Origin of the sequence: Rhizobium sp. PP-CC-3G-465, assembly GCF_004343445.1 — a bacterium.
GTDB classification, from domain to species: Bacteria; Pseudomonadota; Alphaproteobacteria; order Rhizobiales; family Rhizobiaceae; genus Ferranicluibacter; species Ferranicluibacter rubi.
The window spans coordinates 25,962-44,933 of sequence record NZ_SLYH01000018.1; the positions used below are offsets into that span (position 1 = coordinate 25,962).

Genomic DNA, 18,972 nt, shown 5'->3' on the forward strand with positions numbered 1-18,972 from the left:
ATCAGACCTAGTCGTCGTCACTGGGGCAGCGCGTAGGCGATGATCTTCGTACCTGCCTTGGTATTGAGCGAGGGCTTTCCGCCTGCCGCGATCAGCACGAACTGCCGTCCGCTTTTCGGGGACTTGTAAGTCATGGGACTGGCCTGGCCACCTGCAGGAAGCCGAGCCTTCCAGACCTCTTGCCCGGTCGACGAGTCGTACGCCCGGATCGCCTGTTCGACAGACGCCGCGACAAAGACGAGTCCACCCCGTGTCGTCACCGTGCCGCCGGAAAAGGGCACGCCCATGGTGATGGGCAATTTCGACGGGATGCCAAATGGGCCGGAGTCGCGAGCGGTACCGAAAGGCTTTGTCCAGATCATTCGCCCGGACGACAGATCGACCGCACTCATGATGCCCCACGGCGGAGCGGTACACGGCGTTCCGAGCACCGAGAGGAATGGTGCAATCTGTACCGCGTAGGGTGTGTTGACCATCGGGCCACGCGGACCGCTGTTCGGCCCTTTGCCGCTGACGATCTTGAAGCCACGTTCGTCGGCCTGCCTGCGGGTGAGCAATTGCGTCAGGATTCGGAGGCGCATGGAATTTACCAACATGATGCCGCGGTCGACATCCACCGAGATGCTTCCCCAGTTCACCCCGCCGCCGTATCCCGGCTGGACAACCGTCTGCCGATCGAGCCCGATCGGCGTCAGCGTGCCCTCGTAACGAGCCTTCCTGAATGTGAGGCGACACAACATCTGATCGATCGGTGTGATGCCCCACATGTCCCTCTCTTGCAGATCCGCGCCGCGGAAGGCAGGCATACCGACAGAGAACGGCTGGGTCGGCGACAGCCGTTCTTCCGGCACAATGCCGCCCTGCGGGACGGGCCGCTCTTCAACCGGCTTGAGCGGTTCGCCAGTCTCGCGATCGAGAACGAACATCTCACCGCGCTTGGTGGGCTGGATCAGGGCTGGCCTTATGCCGTTTGCCGTCGGCATGTCCACCAGCGTCGGCTGTGATGGCACGTCGTAGTCCCAGAGATCGTGATGCGTGGTCTGAAAATGCCATCGGACCCCACCTGTAGCTACATCGACCGCAACGACGGAGCTGTTGAATTCGTCGTCGAACGGACGGCGGTTTCCACCGAAGAAGTCAGGCGACGAGTTGCCTGTCGGGAGATAGACAAGTCCCAACCTCTCGTCGGCACTCATTGGGGCCCAGCTATTGGGGGTCGAGAGCGTGTATGTTTCGCCCTCCGGCGGAGCAACGCGGCGATCCGGTCGGCCGACGTCAAACGCCCAGGCAAGCTCCCCCGTCACAGCGTCGTAGGCACGCACCACGCCCGAAGGAGCGCCCCAGAGCTGGTTGTCGAGGACGGCACCGCCAACGACGACCTTGCCTCGAATGACCTGCGGCGGGGAACTCAGATAGTAAAGGCCAAAAGAGAATTCGCCCAACCCGTCCATAAGGGACACGTGGCCGTTCTGACCGAAGCCTGGGCATGATTGCCCGGTATGCGCATCGACGGCAATCAGGTCTGGTGCCTGGCTCGGCGCGAAAATGCGTTCCGCGCATGGACCAGTCGCATTCGGCACCTGGTAGTAGGAGACACCGCGGCACGGCTTGCCAGACTCGGTGCTCCCCGTCATTGCATGACGCCAGCGCTCCTGTCCCGTGTCGGCATCGAAGGCGACGATGGAATTGTAGCCATTGCACACATAGACGGTGTCCCCCACGACGATCGGGGTCGCCTCGAGGCCGCCCGTCGGCCCTGGGATTGCCGGACCCGTTTCCGCTTCCCACGCGACCTGCAGTCCTGAGACGTTGTCGACGTTGATATCTTGCAATGGGCTGAAGCGCGTGCCTCCGGCATCATTGCCGAAATGGCGCCAGTCAGTGCCGTCAATGGTTGCCAACGGCTGTGCCAGAGGTTGAGGGACCGGGACACGTCCGCCTGTCTGCCACATAGGGTCAATTGGTCGGTCAGGACCAAGCGCGTTCAATTCTGCACCGACGGGGACCGCCAGTACCACTGCAACCACGAATGCGGGCCATCCACCAAACCGACGCAGAAGACCCGGAACGACTACCTCGGCGTCGCATGGCACGAATAATATTCCAAAGCCGAGGACAAAGGGTGCGACGAGGCGGGGCACCAGTTCCCAAGGCTCGAATCCTACTTCCCAGATTGACCAAGCAACTGTCGCGACAAGCATCGCGCAATAAAACCAAGCGCCCCTCCTGTCGCCTCTCCATAAAAACGCACCGCTAGCGACGACGGCTAATCCGGTAATGCAATAGTAGGGGGATCCTCCTTCGGAGATAAGCAGAACGCCTCCGCAGATCAACGCAATACCGATCACGAGCAGGACCGCCGAGTAGAGACGCCTGAACCAGATGGCGATTCTACTCGTCGACGGAGATTGAATTGTCATGCGGCTGCCTTCCGAAAATGATGCTGGTAAGATCGAAAGGCGGAGAGTAGCGCGCCGCGCCGCGCAGATAATCGGCTCCCAATCGATTACACTTATGAGCACGGTTCATGGACAGAGTGCCGAAGGCCACCCGCTCCTAGTGAATCATGTCGCGTAGCAGTTAGGTTGTTGCCCGAGAATCAATTGGCGATCTCCATTCATGGGCTCACTGCATAATTCCTATCGGATTTCAGCCTCTAATCGGGGAGCAAACAGGTCCCACATTTCTCTCTTGGACCTGATTTTTTCATCGCGGGTGAAAACCGCTGACTTGAGGAAGTCGAAAATGCGAGAATAAGGACGCTTTGACATGGAATACAGATATCTCGGCCGGGCAGGCCTAAAGTCGGCCCGCTCTGCCTCGGAACCATGAACTTCGGAGAATTCACCGACGAAGCAACGAGCTTCCAAATCATGGACAAGCGCGTGAGGTCGGCATCAACTTTTTTGATACAGCCGATGTCTATGGCGGACCGAACGCGCGGGACATGAAGAAGGGTTACGGCGTCTCCGAGGAGTACATCGGACGGTGGCTGGCTCCGGGCAGTCGCCGGGAAAAGATCGTTCTCGCTGCTAAGGGTGGCTAGCAGGATCTCGCGGCGATGCGATCTTCTATTTATGTACCGTGCGCATATGTCCATGCAGAATTGAACATCTAATCCTTCTGAATGAGCTGCGCTACCTGTCGTAGAATGCGCGGCCCGCAACATCATGCCGATGTCGAGGTGATCAAACCCGACCAGATCAACCGCGCCTACGAGCGGGTCATGGCGAAGGATGTTTGCTACCGTTTCGTCATCGACATGTCGTCCGGCCTCAAGGCCTGAGACTGCACCCATTTACCCGTACAAGAAAGGACGATCCATGAAACAGCTTACAGCAACGGCCATCGCTCTCGCCCTCTTCGCATCGACATCGGCCCATGCCGAAACATCACAGTTCTCGCAAGGCGGCTCGCGCCCTTCGATGAAAGGACCCGAAGCGACCTTCACGGGCTCGGTCACGGTCGACCCGCTTTATTCCGACAACGAGCACACGAGTCATACGGGCGGCCACGTGACGTTCGACCCGGGTGCCCGCTCGGCATGGCACACCCATCCCGCAGGCCAGATCCTGATCGTCACGTCGGGGACTGGCTGGGTGCAGGAGGAAGGCGCTGAAAAGCGCGTGATGCGGCCGGGAGACGTTATCTGGTGCCCGCCCGACGTGAAGCATTGGCACGGCGCGACCGCAACCACTGGCGTCGGCCACATCGCCATCACCAACATGAAGGACGGCAAGAACGTCGCCTGGATGGAGAAGGTATCGGACGAGCAATATCTCGACTGACCAGTGAACCGGGGTCCTTCGATGAGACATGCAATGACATTGACCGGCGCGCTCGCCTTGGCAACCGCTCTGACATCGTTCGAAGCTCGGGCGCAGGATCTTTTTCCAGTGTCCCCTGTTTCCGCCGTCTCCAGCTCGGACTGGACAGCCGAAGTGGCTGCCGAAGGATTGGATTATCCCTGGGAGATCCAGGAGGGTGAAGGTCAAATCTGGATCACCGAAGCCGCGGGCAACGTCGTCTCGATCAAAGACGGCCGTCTTGCCCGCTATTCCGTCAGGACTTCGGATCTCATCGCCCGCGAAGGCGGCGGCGGTCTGCTCGGCATGGCGCTGTCGAAAGACTTCGACACGAGCGGCATCGCCTACTTCTACCAGACCTACCGGGTCGATGGCGATCTCGCGAACAAGGTCATCGAGGCGCGCTTCGACGGAAACTCATGGCTCGAAACGCGGGTTCTGATCGACGGGATTCCGGGCCACCTTCTCTACAACGGCGGCCGGGTCGCGATCGGTCCGGACGGAAGTCTCTATGTAACGACCGGATGGACGGAGAACCGCCAGCGCCCCCAGGATGTCTCTAGCCTGGCGGGAAAGGTCCTGCGCATGACGGTCGACGGCAAGGTCCCGGCCGACAATCCCTATCCCGGCTCATATGTCTATTCCCTCGGCCATCGAAACCCGCAGGGACTTGCCTGGGATCCCGACGGTCGCCTGCTTGTCGCGGAACACGGGCAGTCCGCCCATGACGAGATCAATCTGATCGAGCCCGGACGGAACTACGGATGGCCGATCGTTTCGGGCGATGAAAGCCGTCAGGGGATGGAGCGACCGCTCCTTCACTCCGGCAACCAGACTTGGGCGCCGTCCGGTATCGCATTCGCGGGCAATGACCTGCTTGTCGCGACGCTCGTCGGCAAGGGCCTTTACGCTTTCGACGAACGGGCAAAGACCCTCAAGCCGATCTTCACGTCCCGCGACAGGATCCGAGACGTTCTGCCCGTCGGCCGCGACATCTACCTCATCACCACAAACCGATCCCCGCGGGCGGAAGGCCCGTCCGAGGATCGGCTGCTGAAACTAACCCGGACACCATAGTCCGGCCAACGCATCGATACGACAGGAAAACCAGGAATGACATTCGACTTTCAAAACAAGGTGGCGCTCGTCACAGGCGCCGCATCCGGCATGGGATTGGCCACTGCGAAGAAGTTCGCCGCCGCAGGCGCAGCCGTAGCGCTCGCCGATGTCGACGAAGATGCGGTCAAGGTTGCTGCGGCGGTACTCGTTGCAAACGGGCACCGCGCCATCGGGATCCGCTGCGATGTCGCCAACATGGCAGAGGTCGAGGCGATGGTCGCCGAGACGATCGCAACCTTCGGCGGTCTTGACGCAGCCTTTAACAACGCAGGTGTCCAGAGCCCCGTAGCGGAGACCGCGCTTGCCGAAGCTTCCGACTACGACTTCGTCATGGGCGTTAACCTGCGCGGCATCTGGAACTGCATGAAGTACGAACTGCTGCACATGCGAAAACAGCGCAGCGGCACCATCGTCAACAACTCGTCTCTCGGTGGCATCGTCGGCATCGCCGAGCGCGGCATCTACCATGCCTCCAAGCACGGCGTCGTCGGTCTGACGAAAAGTGCTGGCCTCGAATACGCACCGAGGGGCATCCGCATCAACGCCGTCTGCCCCGGCATTATCTCGACGCCGATGGTCACAATCATGCTCGAGACGCAACCGGAGGCCATGGATGTGATGATGAAGGACGTTCCGATCGGCCGCTTCGGTACGGCCGAGGAGATCGCTGACGCCGTTCTGTGGCTGTCGAGCCCTGCCTCGACCTTCGTAATCGGGCACGCACTCCCGGTCGACGGCGGCTATACGGTCCGCTGAACGCGAACGAGGATACGATCCGATGACACGTGATATCGACGCGATCTCAAGGCCAGAACCAGCTTCGAAAGCTTCGGAGATTTGGCTCATGACCGTACTGGGCGTGCTGCTGGCCTTCGCGTCGATTTCGACCGACCTCTACCTGCCCGCGATGCCGGGCATGAGCGCCTCCCTGAATACGACGCAGGGAAACCTGCAGTATACGGTCTCGGCATACCTAGTCGGCTTCGCCGCTGGCCAGTTGATCTGGGGCCCGATTTCCGATCGTTTCGGACGGCGCATCCCCGTCGCCATCGGGTTGGTCCTGTTCATGTGCGGATGCGCAGGTTGCGCGCTATCCACCGACGTCGTCCAACTAATTGCGTTCCGGATCCTTCAAGCCGTTGGTGCATGCGCAGGGGTGGTGCTGGGACGTGCCATGGTTCGCGACCACTTTGGTCGGGAACGCGCAGCTGGTGTGCTCTCGACGTTGATGACGATCATGGCCGTCGCGCCGCTGCTAGGACCGTCGGTGGGAAGCCTGATCCTCAAGGTGGCAGAATGGCAGGCCATTTTCTGGACCCTTGTGTTGGTTGGCTTCGTCACCTTCGTCGTATTGTTCACGATCCCCGAGACACTGCCGCGAGATCGACGCAACACCGCAACCCTTGGCGCAGCATTTGCAGCCTATGGCGGATTGATTACCGAGAAACGGATCATCGCTTATGCCGGAACGCTGGGCTTCTTCTACGCCGGTGTCTTCGCCAATATTTCGAGTTCATCCTTCGCCTATATCGACTACCACCACCTGTCGCCGCAGGTGTTCGGTCTTGTGTTTGCAGTCGGCACGGTGGGTCTGATGGCATCGAATTTTGCGAACGCGCGCCTGGTTGAGCACTACGGAAGCGACCGGATGCTGAGGCTTGGAGCCATCGGGGCAGCTGTGGCGGGTCTGCTTCTCGCGTTCTTCACTGCGACGGATATCGGCGGGATCTACAGTATGGCTTTGAGCGTATGGCTATTCACTGCCATGAACGGTTTCATCAGCGCCAACGCGATCTCAGGTGCGCTTGCCGATTATCCGACACGAGCGGGCGCTGTGTCGGCCGTGATGGGTTCTATCCAGTATGGCAGCGGTGTTGTCGGATCCGGAGTCGCTGGCCTATTTGCAACAGGGAGCCCGTGGCCGATGGGAGCAGTGATCGCCATCAGCGGGCTTGGCTGCCTGGTAAGTGCGTTATTTCTTGGAACGAATTCTCTGGGATCTGTAACCCGTAACCGCTAAGCCGCGCGCCTTGACAGGGGTTGATTGACGACGGTACCAGGCGTTAGCGTCTATCCAATATTCGCCAAGGGCGTACTGGTAACCCTGTGCTGATGGCGGAATGTTAACAGAGTTCCGCCGTCCAACTTGCTCGGAATCGCGGCCCGTTGGAACCTTAGCTGTTTATTACCGCAAAATTTTTGGCCACTCCTGCATTCCGGGAAGAGCCGCTTACACAGTTAAAAGATGTTATTCGTCAACACCATAAATGTAGCCACGATGTTCAGCGCGGAATGTGAAAAAGGTTCAAATCAAGTTGAAACTCATCAGTCAAGCCATGCCGATGCGATGGGTTGACACTCGCGCCCCGCTACAAGGCGGCCCTGGGAGAACGGACTCTCGGGCCGACCCATCAATATAGTGGTAGATGCGACGCTCTTATCCTACCAAAGCGACCCGCTTTTGCTTGCTGAAGCCCGACCGAAGTCGTCTTTTCGCCCCCAGCTAGGGGTAAAGAGGGTTGCCCGCGCATTCTCGTCACGTCAGTCGCCGTAGCCGACCACACTCTTGATTTCGAGAAAATCATGGATACCGAAATCGGCATATTCGCGGCCGTTGCCGGACTGCTTGTATCCACCGAAAGACGCCATCGTGTCCCATTCGGGATAGTTCAAATAGACAGAGCCGGCGCGCATGCGCGAAGCGACACGACGGGCTCGCGCGAGATCTGTCGACTGCACATAAGCGGCAAGGCCATAGACCGTGTCGTTGGCAATACGAATGGCATCCTCTTCATCCTCGTAGGGAATTATAGACAGGACCGGGCCAAAAATTTCTTCGCGCGCCACCGTCATGTCCGGATCGACGTTTCCGAACACCGTTGGCCGGATGTAATAGCCGCAGTTCAGGCCATCTGGTCGTCCACGACCACCCGTCACGAGCGTCGCGCCTTCACTTATGCCGGCTTCAATCAGACGCTGGATCTTGTCGAACTGAAGTTCGCTTACGACAGGACCGAGATCCGTCTCCTCGGAATTCGGATCGCCCGTGCGAAACGCTTCGGCCGCGATCTTCGCGATGCTAAGCGCCTCGTCGTGGCGGTCCTTCGGCACCAGCATGCGCGTCGGAGCATCGCAAGACTGGCCTGTATTGCTGAAGCAGCCGCGAACCCCCTTCGTCACCGCAGTCTCGAAATCGGCATCGGCGAGGATGATGTTCGCCGATTTGCCGCCGAGTTCCTGCGCGACGCGCTTAACCGTATCGGCCGCCGCCTTGGCGACGATGATGCCCGCACGGGTCGAGCCGGTGAAGGAGACCATCTCGACGTCGGGATGAGATGCCATAACCTGCCCGACATCGGGGCCTGTGCCGTTGACGAGGTTGAACACGCCTCTCGGCACGCCCGCCTTGTGCATGATTTCGGCAAATACGATGCCGGAGATCGGGGCAATTTCCGATGGCTTGAGCACGACGGTGCAGCCGGCAGCAATCGCAGGCGCAACCTTGCAGACGATCTGGTTGAGCGGCCAGTTCCACGGCGTGATCAGCGCGCAGACGCCGATCGGCTCCTTGACGACCGTCGTCGTCCCGCGCTTTTCGCTGAACGAATAGTTTTCAAATGCCTTGATCGTGGACTCGAGGTGGCCGCGGCCCGCCCAAGCCTGCGCGTCGCGGGCGAAGGCGAGCGGCGCGCCCATTTCGGCGGATACGGCCTGCGCTATATCCTCGAACCGTGCGAGATAAACCTCATAGACACGATTCAGCAGGGCGAGCCGCTCCGCCGGCGTCGTGCGGGAAAATGTTTCGAAGGCGGCCTTTGCCGCGGTGACGGCCTTGTCGACATCCGCGGCTGAGCCAATCGAAATCCGGGTGAACGCCTCTTCCGTGGCAGGATTGATAACGTCGAGCGTTTTCGGCGCGACGGGCGAAACCCACGCGCCATCGATGTAGAAATTCTCGTGATTGCTCATGGGAGCTGTCCTTTCTGTCTGTCGAAATGTTAGAGGCCTCAGGCAAGCACGATGCCGCCCTCGATAATGGGTCCTGTTTTGTCAAAGCGATCGAGGGCGAAAGGCTTCATCCGGTGATCGATCCGGCCCTTGACGATCGCATCCGCCAGAAGCTTGCCGGCGGCCGGGGCACCAGCGAAGCCGTAGGACCATCCAGCCGAGAACCAGAGATCCTTCAGATCGGGATGTTCGCCAAGCAGCGGTGCATAGTCGGTTGAGGCATGAAACTGCCCGGCCCAGTGGCGCAGGATGCGGACCTCGCCCAGCTGTGGGAACATGTCCAGGTAGACCTTTGCCATATTGGCCATGACTGGCACATCGACCTGTAGCGACATGCGCGGCATCTCCGGCACCTCGGTCCCCCCTACCACTTCGCCGCGTGAAGTCTGGTGAAAATAGGCAAGACCGTCGATCAGCGCGATGGCGGGCTTGATGAGCGGGCGCGTCGGCTCCAGCGCCATCGCCTCGATGCGCATGCCAAAGCCATTGAGCGGCACGGCCGCCATCGCGGCAATGTCCGGATTGTTCGGGCCGGCGCAGGAGACGACACAGTCCGCCTCGATCCGGTGCTCGCCCACCAGCACTGCACTCATGCGTGCGGGCGTGCGCTCCAATCCGGTGATCTTTGTCCGGTAGCGAATGTCGACGTCATTGCGCTGGCAGAATGCCAACAGTCCCTTCATCACGGCATGATGCGGTGCCACGCCTCCTTCTGGCTGGTGTTGCACAGCCCGCACGCGCGACTTGTTGATCGCGGGAAGAAGATCGTCAATCTCGCGGCGAGACAGCATCGAGCTTTTGACGCCAAGGCGCTTTTGAACCTTCAGGCCCGCAAGTAACATCGCCTCGCTTTTTTCCGTCTCTGCCACCACGGAGTAACCGCGCTGCGTGAACATGACGTTCTCGCCAAGGCGCTTCGACCAGCTCTCCCACTCCTTGACGGTCAGAACGAAGAGTTCCGTCCACGCCTCGGACGCAAACCCCGGTCGGATCAGAGTGCCATTGCGGCCCGAAGCGCCACCCTGCCAATAGCCAGCATCTAGGACAAGTATATCCCGCTGCCCCTGCTCAACTAGATTGAACGCAATGGCGAGCCCTTGGATGCCGCCGCCGATGATAACGACAGAGGCGTGTTTGGGAAGCGGCTTGCTCATCGGTCGGGCTCCACAAGTCCAGCAAGGCCGGCCGCCTGCGCTACCGTTATCGAGCGCCGGGGCGGCCGGTGTGTGGGACGGGCGAACATGTCGGGTTCGACACCGACCCGTGCGGCAAGCAAAGCCAGCATGTGCTCCCAGCACGGAAAGCCCTGGCAAGTCCCCATGCCGCAGGAGGTCAGTCTCTTCAGCACCTCCGGATCCATCTCACCCTCGTCGATATGGCAATAGAGTTCACCGGCCGTCACATCCATGCAGGGGCAGATCAGCGTGCCCGGGTGAAGATGCTTGCTGGCGGCGATGCGTTCGTCCCCGAGCCCAGCCGCACCGACGACGGATAGGGTGCTCGGCAGCGGATGCCCCTGCATCTGAAACATGCCTTCGCCCGAAGCCTGGAACCCCAGGCTCGGGTCGATCCGCCAGGGTCCGGCATGAATGACCGCATCGCATTGGACCTCGGCGCAGACACAAATTGCCGTCACGCGGGAGCGGCCTTTGATTTCGATGAGCTCTTCGATAGGGCCGCAATGAACGATATTCACGCCGAGCGAAGCAAGGCGTTCCGTGATCTCCGTCTCTGCTCCTGTTCCGAGGACGGCGACACGCCGTCCCGGCATGACACGGTGGACGGCGACAAGCTGAATGGCGGCATGCGCATCCAGCACGCCGGGCAGTTGATTGCCCCTGACCAGCGGCGGCATCGAACGTCGCCCTGTCGCCAGCACTGCTGTCCGAGGGTCAAACACCACGGCGCGGTGCCTGTTATCATGGGGTGCCGCAACCATGAGTGCGCCACCGCGGTAAATGCCGAAAAGCTCCATTCCCGAAAACAGCCGTACCTGCGGGTCAAGCGGCGCAACCACCGCCCCGACGTTGCCCGCGAAACGCGCAAGCCGATCGCCGCGTGTCACGAGCGAGACTGTTTCGCCGCGCGCAGCCCGCCGGTTTGCCTCGTTGATACCGGCAGGTCCCCCGCCCACCACCAGACAATCGACCTTCATGCGTTCGCCGGAGATCGACCGGCCTTGGCCGGTCGCATCGGCAGGACGCGCCACGCCAGCGAGATTTGCCATCGCCCGTTCGGCGATCCGATAGGCAAGTCCCGATTTCGGCATCCAGGCACCGTGTTCGAAACCACCGTAGACGGCCTTCTCCGGCACGATCTGGGCGAGCTTGAGAAGGTCGAAGCGAGGCGACGGCCAAGTGTTTTGCATCTCGGCGACAAGCCCCTCCTCGACACTGACCTGATCAAGGCGAACGTTCGGCCGCCCGTTGACGCGGGCAAGTACGCCGGTCGGATACGACCCGCTATATCCGAGCGGGCGGTGGATCTTGCGCGACCGTGCGAGCGTGGTAATTCCTTCGCGCCACAGAGCGGCCGCGACGCTATCGCCTTGGAGCGCCTTGATCCGGGAGCCGTTCCAGAGAAACGTGACCTCCACCTGCTTGTTACCGTTCATATTCCCCCCTTGCCCATGTGCTTAAGCACCGATGACGACGATGTCATCGACCGTCCATGTCATGCAGATCCGGTCCCCTGCACTCATGGCGGCGACCGAAGCGACATCGCGGCTGCGAAGATTGACCTTGCCGCCGTCGCTCATCCGCACGACGAGCCTGTACTCGACGCCGAGGTAAATCTTGTCCTCGATCACCCCTTCGGCAGAATTCGGCGACAGAGGCCCTGCCGGCGCCAGGCAGATCCGTTCGGGGCGCAGCACAACGCAGGCCTTCTGCACCTTCGAGAGCGTCGCGTATCGGGGATCGCTCTTGGGAAGGCTCGCCATCCAGCCATTGCCCTCCACGAAGACGCCTTCGCCCGTCGAGCGAACGTCACCGCGCAACAGGTTGGCTTCCCCAATAAAGTCGGCGACAAACTCGGATCTCGGTTGGAGATAGAGTTCGTGCGGTGTGCCGAGTTGCTCAAGACGCCCTTCCTTAAAGATGGCGATACGATCACTCATGACCAGTGCCTCTTCCTGATCGTGCGTAACCGAAACCACCGTCGCGCCGACCTGACGCGTGATGTGCATGATCTCGATCTGCATCTGGCCGCGCAGCTTTTTGTCGAGCGCCGCCATCGGCTCGTCCAGAAGGACGATATCCGGCTTGAACACGAGAGCGCGGGCGAGTGCGACCCGTTGCTGCTGACCGCCCGACATCTCTTTCGGATAGCGCTGGGCGCAATGCGCAAGGCCTACGATTTCCAGCATCTCCATGCTGCGCTTCTCCCGCTCCGTGCGCTTGATGCCGCGCGTTTCCAGCGGATATCCAACATTCGCGAGCACGGTCATATGCGGGAAGAGTGCGTAGTCCTGGAACATCATGCCGATGTTGCGCTTTTGCGGCGGCACAAAGGTCATGTCCCGACCGTCGATCGACAAGCGACCGGAGGTCGGTTGAATAAAGCCCGCAATGGCACGAAGAGAGGTTGTCTTGCCCGACCCAGAAGGGCCAAGCATGGTGAGAAACTCTCCCTTGCGAAGCTCAAAGGACACGTTGTCAAGAGCTACGACCGGCCCATAGAGCTTAGACACCCCTTCGAGCTTCATGGCCGTGACGGTGGCGTTTTGAACGGCGTTCATGATTTGCCTTCCCTGAATCGATACGAGAGGAGAACGCCCAGCGCCGACAGCACGATGAGAATGGCTGCTACGGCGGCCGTTGCGGGGTCGAGGTTGGTGCGCACCTGGTTCCAGATCATGATCGGCACCGTGCGCGTCTGAGCATCCGCCAGAAACAGTGCGATAACGACTTCGTCCCACGAGGTAATGAAGGCAAAGACCGCGCCCGACAGGACGCCGGGCATGATCAGCGGCAATGTGACCCGCCGGAAGGTAAACCAGCGACTGGCGCCGAGACCAAGGCTGGCTGGAACCAAGGAGGGGTTGACCATTTTTGAGCTTGCCAACACGGATACCACGACGAAGGGTATGGCAAGGACGGTATGGGCGAACACCAGCCCGATGCGCGTCGCGACCAATCCCCATCCCGAAAACACCATATACATCCCTACAGCAAGGACGATAACGGGGGTGACCATCGGGCTGAGAAGAAGACCCATAACAAGGCTTCTGCCGACGAAGCGATGCCCGTGCAGTGTTATGGCAGCGACGGTCCCGATAACGGTTGCCAGTGTCGCGGCGGCGAAGGCGACGACTAAGCTGTTGATGAGGGCAGCCTGCCAGTCCGGCGCACCGATGACGTTGCCGTACCATTCGAAGGTAAAGCCGATCGGCGGGAATTCGAGCGTCGACGTCGTGGTGAACGACATCGGAACGATGATCAACGTCGGCAGCAGCAGGAACACTGCGGTCAGACCAACGAACGACCAGAAAAGGGCCCGTCTTAGTTTATCCATGTCACGCCTCCCCTCGCAGACTGCGGTTCAGGAGGATCGCCCGCACGACACCGAACAGACCGAAAGCGATGCCGGTCAGCACCATGAGGACAACGGCCAGGGCAGCCCCAAGGCCAAAATTGAGCTGCTCGTTGAACTGCCCGGCAATCATCTGCGCGATCATCATATCGCGGGGGCTCCCGAGTAGGGCCGGCGTGATGTAGAAGCCTAGAGCCAGCGTAAAGGCAAGGATCGCCGAGGCCATGACACCCGGCAGGGACAGTGGGAGATAGATCCGCAGAAAGCCCTTGAGCCAACTCGCGCCGCAGATCGAGGACGCCTCCATGAGGCGCAGATCGATCTTCTTCATAACGGTGTAAAGCGGCAGGACTGCATAGGGCAGGAGGATGTGAACCATACCGATGATCACTCCGGTTGGCGTTCGGATGAGCCGAATTGGCCTGTCAATCAAACCCATTGCGCTCAAGAGATCGTTGATCAGGCCAGTGTTCTGTAGCAGCACGATCCACGAGAAGCTGCGCAAGAGCAGGCTCACCCAAAAAGGGATCAGTAACGCGACCGTGAGCACAAGCAGCACCGAGCGACCGCCATGCGCCATGGCATAGGCATAGGGATAAGCGACGGCAACCGTGACCACCGTGACGATGAGCGACACCCGGAACGTCTCGCCAATCACCCGCAAGAAGATCGGCGTCGAAAAGATCTGGTTATAATATTCCATGCTGCCGCCCGGCAGCGAGATCGCGACCAGCTTCAGCAGTGGAAAGACGAAGAAAAGTGCGAGGAACAGGATCGAGGGCACAATCAGCCAGAACGCCGGCGTTGGCCGGAAGTCCCGCCGGAACCCCGCTACTTTCGGCATGCTGCGATCATCAGTTGATATGGTCATCGTGTTTCCGAACCGCACGTTAGGGAAGGACCCGCTCGACAGGCAGGCGGGTCCCTTGCCAAGAAGCCTTACTGCAGAAGCCATTCCTGGAAGCGAAGGTCGATCTTCGCACCGTTTTCAGCCCACCAGTCGGCGTCCATCAAAACGCGGGTATCGAGATGGTCGGTCGGCAGGCTGCCCTTGAACTTGTCGTCGACGGAAGCCAGCGCATTCTTGTTCGACGGGCCATAGGGCATGTATTTGGTGAACTCGACCTGCTGGGCGGGCTCCGTGAAGAAGCTGATCGCCTTCATCGCGGCGTCCTTGTTCTTCGTGCCCTTCGGAACAACCCAGTAGCCGGTCTGTGATGTCCAGTTGGTCCAGTCAATCTTGATGCCCTTCTCTGCGACATTGACCGCGCGGCCCACCCAAACGAGTGCCATGCTCGCCTCGCCGCTTGAGAGCAACTGCTCGGACTGTGAGCCGCTTTCCCACCAGACGATATCTTCCTTGATGGTGTCGAGTTTCTTGAGCGCACGCTCGACATCGATCGGGTAAAGATCTTGAGGCTCCACGCCGTCAGCTATAAGGGCTGCTTCAAAAATTCCGGAGGCGGCGAATTTCCAGACGGCGCGCGATCCGGGAAATTTTTCGGCATTGAAGAAGTCCGCAAAGCCCTTCGGTGCTTGGTCGCCGAATTCCTTGGTATTATAGGCCAGAACCGTGCCTTCGATGTCGGAAGCCACGCGGTAAGTGCCTGCCGCACCGTCGATGAACTTCGACTTATCGACGACCGAATAATCGATTGGCTCCAGCCATTGCGCATCGACGTCGAGGCCAAAGCTGTCATCTGTCAAAAGCAGATCGAGCGTCACATTACCGGTCTCGACCATGGCCTTGAGCTTGGCATTGCTCGACGAGCTGTCTTCGACGATTTTGATGTGTGGATTTTGCGCGAGAAAAGGCTGGAAATACGATTTCGACTGAGCCTCTTGATAAACGCCTCCGTAGCTTGAGATCGTCAGTGTGGTGTCTGCCGCGCTGGCAGCCGTTCCTGCGAAAATCATCGCCAGCGCGGTCATTACAAACGTGTTACGCATGTTCGTTCTCTCTTATTGTTTGGTGAAAAGTCTTAGTCCCCGACGGCTGCCTGTACCGCGATTTCGACGAGGATGTTTTCAGCAGCAAGGTTTGCCTCAACCGTCGCCCGCGCGGGCAACGCATGTTCGGGCACCCAGTCCTCCCAGGCCGCGTTCATCGCCGCGAAATCCGCGACAACATGCTTCAGCCAGACCTGTGCAAAGAGGATCCTGGACTTGTCAGTCCGGGCCTTTGCCAGAAGCTCGTCGATCCGCGCCAGCACCTGGGCGGTCTGGCCGGCAGCATCTTGGCTGCGATCTGCGGGAACCTGCCCTGTGACATAGGCGATCCCGTTGTGAACAAGGACATGGCTCAGGCGTTTGCCGTTCGATTCAAAGCGTTGGATGGGCATTCTTACTCCTGGGTAATAGTTCTATGTCTGGTGGTTTTTTATTGCGCTGGATGGCTTGAGCCCCTTCGCAGCACTCGAAATCGCCCGGGCCGTGTTGACGACCTGCGGCGCGAGCTCCGAGAGGACCTGCTCGGGCCGCCAGCGGCTGAAGGGCACGGAAAGATTAATGGCAGCCAGTGGCTGCCCGTCGGCATTGACGATGTTGGCGCCGACGGCGATATCACCGACGTAGATTTCCTCGGTGATCAGGGAAAATCCGTCCGTTCGCGCACGTCGCAGTAGCTCGAGTATTTCAGCCGGGTCCGTCACAGTATGTGCGGTAAAGGCCACCCGGTTAGACCGCTCGATATACGAGGCCGCTACCTCGACCGGCAGGCCTGAGAGATAGGCGCGCCCGGCGGCGGTGCAGTACATCGGAAGGCGCTGGCCGACCGGAACATGGATCGGCATTTCCTTGTGGCTCGTGAAGCGGGCCACATAGATCATCTCCGTGCCCCAGGGCTCCAGCAGGTTGCAGCTCTCGCCCGTCTGGCGGTTCAGCTGCTGTATAAAGGGATTGGCCCTCTCGATCAGTTCCGCGGTTTGAAGATAACCGGTGCCGATTTCCAGCGACTGTACTGTTAGGCGATAACGCTTTGAACCACCATCACGCGCGAGGTAGCCCAACGCCTCGAGCGTGAATACGGAGCGTTGGATCGTGCTCTTGTTCAAGCCGGTGGCCTCAGCCAGCTCCAGCAGATTCATAGCCGGCCTAGAAGGGCCGAACGCGGTCAGAACGGAGAGACCTTTTGCAAGAGCGGTGACGTAGAGGGGAGAATCTTCAGCTTCTGTCATTGTACCTGATCGCAAGAGGTTGTGGGGACGTGCAGTCATAGCACTCCCCCGCTGTCACGCTGGCATAGAGGCTTAGCGGCATGTTGAAGGCCACCCGATGCGTAGATCCCAAGCAACTTGCTGGACGTGGCGGCTTTTTCCATTACCGGTCACCTCGCGCCTGATGCGCCTCGCGCGCATCTTTGACGTGGAGCCAGCGATATGCCATCCATTGTCCGAGCCGGATGAACGAGGCGAAGGGATAGCGCTCGGGCTCCCGCGCGAGGAACGAGGCGCCCGTCTCGAACGGACGTCCCGCCGCCATCAGCGCAAGTTTCGTGCCGAGATGGATGGAGAACGAGACGCCGCTGCCCGCATAACCGCCGGCGGTAAATACGTCGGTCATCCCCGGCACCTTGTAGCAGAATGGAAGGGAGTTCCGGGTGACCGCGACCCAGCCGCCCCACCAATGATCTACACTGATCCCGGCGAGCGCCGGAAACTTCCGAGTCATGGCCTCATAGAGGTATTGCCGGTGACGGGGTGCAGCGGCATCCTTGCCGGAGATTGCGCTTCGCCCGCCGAATAGCAGTCGATTGTCTGGTAACCGACGATAGTAGAACAGCAGTTCGCGGGTATCGAACATGCACTTTTCGGAAGGAAGGCTTGCCTCTACCTGAGCGTCGCTCATAGGCGATGTCACGATGATCTGCGAGTGGACGGGCAGCACGCGTGACGCCAGGCGAGCATGCAACCTCGAGGACGTGTAGCCATTGGTTGCTACGATGACGCGTCTGGCGCGAATGGTGCCCGTCGGCGTCACAAGACGGTGCCAATCCCCCTCGGTGATCCAGTCCGTGACAGGCGAATTGGTGTGGATGCGGGCACCATGGCTGCGCGCCCTACGGTGGAGGCCGCGCGCGAGTTCCAGCGGGTTTAAGGAAAAGCCGTCAGGGAGATGGAGCGCACCATGGCTTTCCGGCCCCTCGTGTACCCCGCGAAGGCCGCTCTTGTCGACATATCTGGCAGGATAGCGGAGAACGGTGTTGTAGAGCTCTTCCTCCCGCCGGAGCGCATCGGCGTGCGCGCCGAAAGTCGCCACCTTGTAAACCCCATCGGGCTGCCTGGCGCACTCAATCCCGCTGTCCGTGATTAGACTGCGGACCGTATCCAGACCCTGGCGGAGTTCCTGGAAGTAGGCGCGCGCTACGTCTGCGCCATAGATTTTTACCAGACTTGACCAAGGGACGCGGCCCCCGGAAATGCGGGCAAAACTCCCGTTTCGCCCGCTGCAACCCCATGCCGATGACCGGGCTTCCAGCACTGTGGCCTTGATCCCGTGATCGCGCCCCAGCGCCAACGCCGCAGACAGGCCGGTATATCCACCTCCGACGATAACAACGTCGACGTCGAAATCACCTGCGACAGTACCGTCATCCTCGGGATCTCTCCCGCTTACCTTCAGCCAGTACGAGTCGGGATCGGACTGTGTTTTTTTCGGAAAGGCGTGAACTAAAGGATCATACATCTGCTTCTCATTATCGCCTAGCGATACTTAAATATCGATATAATGAGTTGATATCAATATTTTCGCTTTGTCAATATCGCAATGCGTTAGGGGGCAGAAACAAGGGTTCTCGGGTCAGCACAGGTGCGCTGGTAGAAACCAGCCAGGCTTAGGACCTATAAAATACGTGCGAGGTAGCCGTCGTGCGCCGTAGAGGGCCTCGCGTCCAGCTTGTCTAAAGAGCGCGGCAGCTAAAGTTGGGGAAGAGAGGCGAGAGGCTAGGATTTGTTTAACGAACCACACCATCGCCGACATTTGGGGCCGACGCAGAAAACCCGCCCAAGACCTGAAATACCACCTCTTTACCATAACCGGTAAGCCTGCTTTTCCTTTATCCAGGATCAGTTCTCACTGACTGCGCTTGTCCCACGCTAAGAGGCCAGCTTTTGTGGGACTGTACTTAAAAAGCCGATTCGGCAATTTTGGGTTTCTGCTGTTATCGAGGAAACCGCCGAGCATGAGCCGGTCTAGTGCCGGTCTCTCTAGAGGTCGCACACGAGAAAGGAAAATTCATCCCTAAGATCACGGCGGAAGAGTCCCGCAAGATGCCGAGCGAGGACAACCAGATTTTGCTTTGTCAATGAGCGACGTTTGAACTGACTTGTCATCGCCGTCAGCAACGTAGATCTTTTCACGGATATGCCACGGTAATGGCGGAACGCTGCCGCCGTGTGCACCATTATCGATCGTGGTCGAGTAGCTATGCCATTCGGCTTCGCCCTCACAGATCCGGGCGGGCGGATTTCCCGCACCCGGCTCTTCCCGAGAGTAACCCGCGTCATCT

General features: G+C 59.8%; 17 protein-coding genes. 5 read left to right on the forward strand and 12 right to left on the reverse strand.

Going from position 1 to position 18,972, the window contains the following annotated elements; genetic code table 11:
• Nucleotides 1–17: 17 nt before the first annotated feature.
• Entirely contained in the window at nt 18–2,420 is a 2,403-nt protein-coding gene (locus tag C8J33_RS24665; RefSeq protein WP_132665689.1) for a membrane-bound PQQ-dependent dehydrogenase, glucose/quinate/shikimate family, read from the reverse strand.
• A gap of 476 nt (nt 2,421–2,896) precedes the next feature.
• On the opposite strand from C8J33_RS24665, the gene C8J33_RS27985 reads away from it, so the two are divergent.
• From C8J33_RS27985 to C8J33_RS24695, 5 genes are all read left to right on the forward strand, one after another.
• Complete coding sequence (locus tag C8J33_RS27985) at nt 2,897–3,046, forward strand: aldo/keto reductase (protein ID WP_422039072.1); 150 nt, start codon at nt 2,897–2,899, stop codon at nt 3,044–3,046.
• A 277-nt stretch (nt 3,047–3,323) separates the two neighbouring features.
• Nucleotides 3,324–3,788 (forward strand): (R)-mandelonitrile lyase, encoded by a 465-nt coding sequence (locus tag C8J33_RS24680; RefSeq protein WP_110802983.1) that lies wholly within the window; start codon nt 3,324–3,326, stop codon nt 3,786–3,788.
• Nucleotides 3,789–3,821: 33 nt separating this feature from the next.
• Nucleotides 3,822–4,883 carry a PQQ-dependent sugar dehydrogenase gene (locus C8J33_RS24685; RefSeq protein WP_110802984.1) on the forward strand — a complete coding sequence of 354 codons (1,062 nt, stop codon included), beginning with the start codon at nt 3,822–3,824 and terminating at the stop codon, nt 4,881–4,883.
• 36 nt (nt 4,884–4,919) lie between these two features.
• The gene (locus C8J33_RS24690) at nt 4,920–5,681 is read left to right on the forward strand and encodes a glucose 1-dehydrogenase (RefSeq protein WP_110808322.1); all 762 of its coding nucleotides are present in this window, start codon (nt 4,920–4,922) and stop codon (nt 5,679–5,681) included.
• Nucleotides 5,682–5,703: 22 nt separating this feature from the next.
• The gene (locus C8J33_RS24695; RefSeq protein ID WP_132665690.1) at nt 5,704–6,945 is read left to right on the forward strand and encodes a multidrug effflux MFS transporter; all 1,242 of its coding nucleotides are present in this window, start codon (nt 5,704–5,706) and stop codon (nt 6,943–6,945) included.
• A 521-nt stretch (nt 6,946–7,466) separates the two neighbouring features.
• Here C8J33_RS24695 and C8J33_RS24700 read toward each other — a convergent pair.
• The 11 genes from C8J33_RS24700 to C8J33_RS27390 all read right to left on the reverse strand — a co-directional run.
• Nucleotides 7,467–8,894, reverse strand: coding sequence for an aldehyde dehydrogenase family protein (locus tag C8J33_RS24700; protein ID WP_110802987.1), 1,428 nt, complete (start codon nt 8,892–8,894; stop codon nt 7,467–7,469).
• 38 nt (nt 8,895–8,932) lie between these two features.
• Nucleotides 8,933–10,087, reverse strand: coding sequence for an NAD(P)/FAD-dependent oxidoreductase (locus C8J33_RS24705; protein ID WP_110802988.1), 1,155 nt, complete (start codon nt 10,085–10,087; stop codon nt 8,933–8,935).
• Nucleotides 10,084–11,547 (reverse strand): 2Fe-2S iron-sulfur cluster-binding protein, encoded by a 1,464-nt coding sequence (locus C8J33_RS24710; protein WP_110802989.1) that lies wholly within the window; start codon nt 11,545–11,547, stop codon nt 10,084–10,086. Before C8J33_RS24710 ends, C8J33_RS24705 begins: the two co-directional genes overlap by 4 nt.
• Before the next feature lie 21 nt (nt 11,548–11,568).
• Nucleotides 11,569–12,672 (reverse strand): ABC transporter ATP-binding protein, encoded by a 1,104-nt coding sequence (locus C8J33_RS24715; RefSeq protein WP_110802990.1) that lies wholly within the window; start codon nt 12,670–12,672, stop codon nt 11,569–11,571.
• Nucleotides 12,669–13,397 (reverse strand): ABC transporter permease, encoded by a 729-nt coding sequence (locus tag C8J33_RS24720; protein ID WP_245420237.1) that lies wholly within the window; start codon nt 13,395–13,397, stop codon nt 12,669–12,671. The genes C8J33_RS24715 and C8J33_RS24720 overlap by 4 nt, the downstream gene beginning before the upstream one ends.
• Before the next feature lie 52 nt (nt 13,398–13,449).
• Nucleotides 13,450–14,337, reverse strand: a complete 888-nt coding sequence (locus tag C8J33_RS24725) for an ABC transporter permease (protein ID WP_165910804.1) — start codon at nt 14,335–14,337, stop codon at nt 13,450–13,452.
• A 68-nt stretch (nt 14,338–14,405) separates the two neighbouring features.
• Nucleotides 14,406–15,416, reverse strand: coding sequence for an ABC transporter substrate-binding protein (locus C8J33_RS24730; RefSeq protein ID WP_110802993.1), 1,011 nt, complete (start codon nt 15,414–15,416; stop codon nt 14,406–14,408).
• A gap of 32 nt (nt 15,417–15,448) precedes the next feature.
• Nucleotides 15,449–15,808 (reverse strand): RidA family protein, encoded by a 360-nt coding sequence (locus C8J33_RS24735; RefSeq protein WP_110802994.1) that lies wholly within the window; start codon nt 15,806–15,808, stop codon nt 15,449–15,451.
• Nucleotides 15,809–15,829: 21 nt separating this feature from the next.
• Nucleotides 15,830–16,642, reverse strand: a complete 813-nt coding sequence (locus C8J33_RS24740; RefSeq protein WP_110802995.1) for an IclR family transcriptional regulator — start codon at nt 16,640–16,642, stop codon at nt 15,830–15,832.
• A gap of 142 nt (nt 16,643–16,784) precedes the next feature.
• Complete coding sequence (locus C8J33_RS24745) at nt 16,785–18,149, reverse strand: NAD(P)/FAD-dependent oxidoreductase (RefSeq protein WP_110802996.1); 1,365 nt, start codon at nt 18,147–18,149, stop codon at nt 16,785–16,787.
• A gap of 561 nt (nt 18,150–18,710) precedes the next feature.
• Nucleotides 18,711–18,972, reverse strand: a 262-nt coding sequence (locus C8J33_RS27390; RefSeq protein WP_207904061.1) for a hypothetical protein, incomplete at its 5' end; no start/stop codon positions are given.